The 3,483-nt window shown below is 44.5% G+C and carries 4 protein-coding genes; all 4 read left to right on the forward strand.

The window, feature by feature from the left end; translation table 11 throughout:
• Positions 1–170 precede the first annotated feature (170 nt).
• Genes V7Z60_RS02885 through V7Z60_RS02900 form a run of 4 tightly spaced genes read left to right on the forward strand, consistent with a single transcriptional unit; the run spans position 171 to position 3,453 of the window.
• Positions 171–1,115 (forward strand): SGNH/GDSL hydrolase family protein, encoded by a 945-nt coding sequence (locus V7Z60_RS02885; RefSeq protein WP_334116156.1) that lies wholly within the window; start codon positions 171–173, stop codon positions 1,113–1,115.
• Positions 1,112–1,747 (forward strand): YpmS family protein, encoded by a 636-nt coding sequence (locus V7Z60_RS02890; protein WP_334116157.1) that lies wholly within the window; start codon positions 1,112–1,114, stop codon positions 1,745–1,747. The genes V7Z60_RS02885 and V7Z60_RS02890 overlap by 4 nt, the downstream gene beginning before the upstream one ends.
• 8 nt (positions 1,748–1,755) lie before the next feature.
• Positions 1,756–1,986 carry a YozE family protein gene (locus tag V7Z60_RS02895; protein WP_334116158.1) on the forward strand — a complete coding sequence of 77 codons (231 nt, stop codon included), beginning with the start codon at positions 1,756–1,758 and terminating at the stop codon, positions 1,984–1,986.
• A 21-nt stretch (positions 1,987–2,007) separates the two neighbouring features.
• Positions 2,008–3,453: a S41 family peptidase gene (locus tag V7Z60_RS02900; protein WP_334116160.1), complete on the forward strand. Its 1,446-nt coding sequence runs from the start codon at positions 2,008–2,010 to the stop codon at positions 3,451–3,453.
• Positions 3,454–3,483 lie beyond the last annotated feature (30 nt).

The following is a 3,483-nucleotide window of genomic DNA, read 5'->3' on the forward strand; positions in this document are numbered from 1 at the left end:
GAAGATGATATGTTCTGTTGGTACCTTACGTTTCAAAGAAATGCCTCCTTAAGAAGACTTTAACATACAATTGCGTGAATTAACAACAAAAAGCGGCATCGCTTTTGATTTTCAACTGCAAGATGTTATACAATACTCTTATATGCAATTTAGACGGGGTGACTTATCAAGTGAAGAAAGCAAAGAGTTTATTAATCTTTTTGGGCGTGGTTCTGCTGGTATCCGTCGGTGCCTTTTCGTTATTGAAATGCACGGTTTCAACCCCCAACGAAGTGAACTTGGAAAAATCGGATACCGCCAGGGCAGCAAGTTCCAGAAAAGTTCCGAAACAGGACATTTCGTTGGTGGGGCTGGGCGATTCCCTGACTCATGGGGTTGGTGATCCTGAAAATAAGGGCGGGTACGTCCATATGATCAGGCAGAAGCTGAACAAGGAGCACAACGTTTCAGTCACGACCAAAAACTTCGGCAAAACAGGCGACAGAAGCGATCAGATTGAAAAGCGCATCGAAACCAGCAGGAAGCTCCAGGATGCCCTGAAGGAAGCAGACGTGATTACGATGACGGTCGGCGGAAACGATCTGATGCAGGTCATGCAAAACAACTTCATGGCACTTGCCGCAAACAAGCTTGACAAGGTGATGCCAAAAGAAGAGGCAAAGTATGATGCCAGACTTTCATCCCTGTTTGCGGCAGTCAGAAAATACAACAGCAGGGCACCGATTTTCTTAATCAGCGTGTACAATCCGTTTTACGTATATTTTCCCAACCTGACCCCAATGCAGAAATATACGAAGGAATGGAATGAAATTGCTGAATCTCATGCTGAAAAGGATGATAAAATGGAGTTCGTCGACGTTTGCGATCAGTTGTCCGAAGGTCAGTATTACGGGCATTCAAAAAAGAAGCTGAAGCAGGAAGCAAACTCTGATCTGATGGAACTTTCAAATCAAAAACTTGAAACTGCATTGAACGACAAATCAGAAAAAAATGACTATCTGTCTGACGCTGACCACTTTCATCCCAATAAGAAAGGCTACAGATACATGACATTGCGGCTTTACGAAGTGATGGAAAAACATGAAAGCCTGTGGCTTAAGAAAGGAAATGAATGATTTTGACGGAACACAAAAGAAAAAGAGCCGTTAAGCTGACGAAACCTGCCAATCCGTGGAAATGGGCATTTGCCATTCTGCTGGGTCTGGTAATTGCATTTTTTATGTTTGTCTTTGTCAAAGTTACGACTCCAAGCGTTGATCAGAACAGAATCGTTGAGAAAACGGAAGCCTCAGCCGACAAGTATGCTGATTTGTCGGTCAGCATGAATAAGGATCAGCTTGAAGCTGCAATCAATTATTATTTGAAGCAGAACCAAACCAAAAATTCGATCAGGTATCGTTTTCTGCTTGACAAATCGGCAATTTTAATGGGAACGACCAGAATTCTGGGAGCCAAGGTTTCCTTTACGCTTTATACGAAACCCACGCTTGACTCTGACGGAAACATCGTTTTGAATGCCAAATCGGTCGCAATCGGTTCCTTGAACGCACCGCCAGGCTTTGTTCTGGGATACGTAAAGAACAACTACGATCTTGGACGCTGGGCCAAAATCGACTCAGGAAAATCAAGGATCACGCTTGACTTGAATCAATTGACGAAAAAGCAGGGCATCAAAGTTCGCGGAGAAAGTTTGAATCTTCAAAACGACGACATCAGATTCAACGTGTCGATTCCGCTTGACAAGTAGGTGATACAATGGTCAAGGGCACGATGACTTTTTATGCATTTTTAATGACGCTGCGCAATCCGGATGAAAACACCGAGATGGCGACTTTTGCGAATGCAGCATTTTATGATTCGGCTTTTCCGAAGCAATCCGTCGACCATGATGAAATTTCGAACTATTTGGAACTTGAGGCAGGCTACGTATCTTCAATGACGGTTTTTGATGATGCATGGCAATTGTATTTGGAAAAAAACGCATAAGCAGATGGGAGCATAATACCAGTGGCAAAAAAATCAGGCAGTTCTTTTAAAGAAAAGCTTTTTAAAAAACGTTTAGGTTTGATCGGAATTTTCGTATCAATCGTTGTCTCGCTTCTCGTGGGAGGCGGTTCCGTTTATTATTTCATGAACAAACAGGTCAGGGAACTTGAAACTGCCAACCAGTCGTTGGGCAAAATCAGTTCGGTCTACAGTACGCTTTATTATAATTATTATAAGCAGATCTCACAAAAGAAACTGACAGACGGTGCGATTAACGGCATGATAAGCTCGTTGGGAGATCCTTTTTCAGAATACATGTCAGAAACGGAAAGCTCCAGTTTAAACGATACGATGTCAGGAAGTTTCGGGGGAATCGGGACTCAGGTTGAAAAAAGCAGCAATGCAATCAAAGTCATTGCACCGATTGCCGGTACTCCGGCTTCAAAGGCTGGAATCAAGGCCAATGATCTGATTGTCAAGATCAACGGACGCCAGACATCCGACATGACGCTCAACAAGGCTGTCCAAATCATGCGCGGCAAAGTCGGAACCAAGGTCACGATTACAATCAAGCGAAACGGCCAGACTTTCGACAAGACTTTGGTCAGGGCAAAAATACCGGTCAAGACCGTCACGGGAACGTTGGATCCTAAAAACAAGTCAATCGGCGTGATTGCAGTGACGACCTTCTCGCAGAATACGGCAAAGGAAATGAAACAGGCAATCGTCTCATTGCGAAAACAGGGGGCAAAGTCCTTTGTCATCGATATGCGCAACAATCCGGGCGGCTTAATGGATCAGGCATTGAAAATGTCATCAATGTTCGTCAAGGACGGTAAAGTTATCTTACAAGTAGCATCACGTTCGGGCAAGCCGACGATTTATCGTGCCGGCAAGCAGTTTGACAACGGCTTTAAGGTTCACGAAAAGACGGTCGTTTTAATCAACGGCGGTTCGGCAAGTGCTGCTGAGATCTTTTCTTCTGCCCTGCGTCAATCGGCGGGCGTTAAACTCATCGGAACGAAATCGTACGGGAAGGGCACGGTTCAAAATACGTTGCCGTTCAAGGACAAGACGGAACTTAAGCTGACGATTGCAAGATGGCTGACGCCGGACGGAACTTGGATTCATCACAAGGGACTGCAACCGGATATTAAGGCAGACTATCCAAGCATAGCTTATGTTCTGGCACCTAACGTCAATAAGGAGCTTAAATTGGACGACAGCGGCAGTTCGGTCAAGTCGTTGCAGAAGATGCTTAATTTCCTGGGATATGACGCCGGTAAGGAAAACGGCTATTTCTCAGAAAAAACTCAAAAGGCAGTTGAGGCCTATCAAAAGGCAAACAAGATTGACGTTAACGGCAAGGCCGATACGAAGACCCTGACGACCCTTGAAACACAAATTTCCCAAAAGATAAATCAAAACGATCCGGTGCTTGAAAAAGCAGAAGACGAATTAAGATAATTAAGGGGGAACCTGCCGATATCGGCAGGT

Source organism: Ligilactobacillus sp., assembly GCF_036846325.1.
GTDB lineage: Bacteria > Bacillota > Bacilli > Lactobacillales > Lactobacillaceae > Ligilactobacillus.

Bases quoted from the DNA above. Each gene is read 5' to 3' on its own strand.
- V7Z60_RS02890 (WP_334116157.1), top strand. From the start codon at position 1,112: ATGATTTTGACGGAACACAAAAGAAAAAGAGCCGTTAAGCTGACGAAA.
- V7Z60_RS02895 (WP_334116158.1), top strand. From the start codon at position 1,756: ATGGTCAAGGGCACGATGACTTTTTATGCATTTTTAATGACGCTGCGC.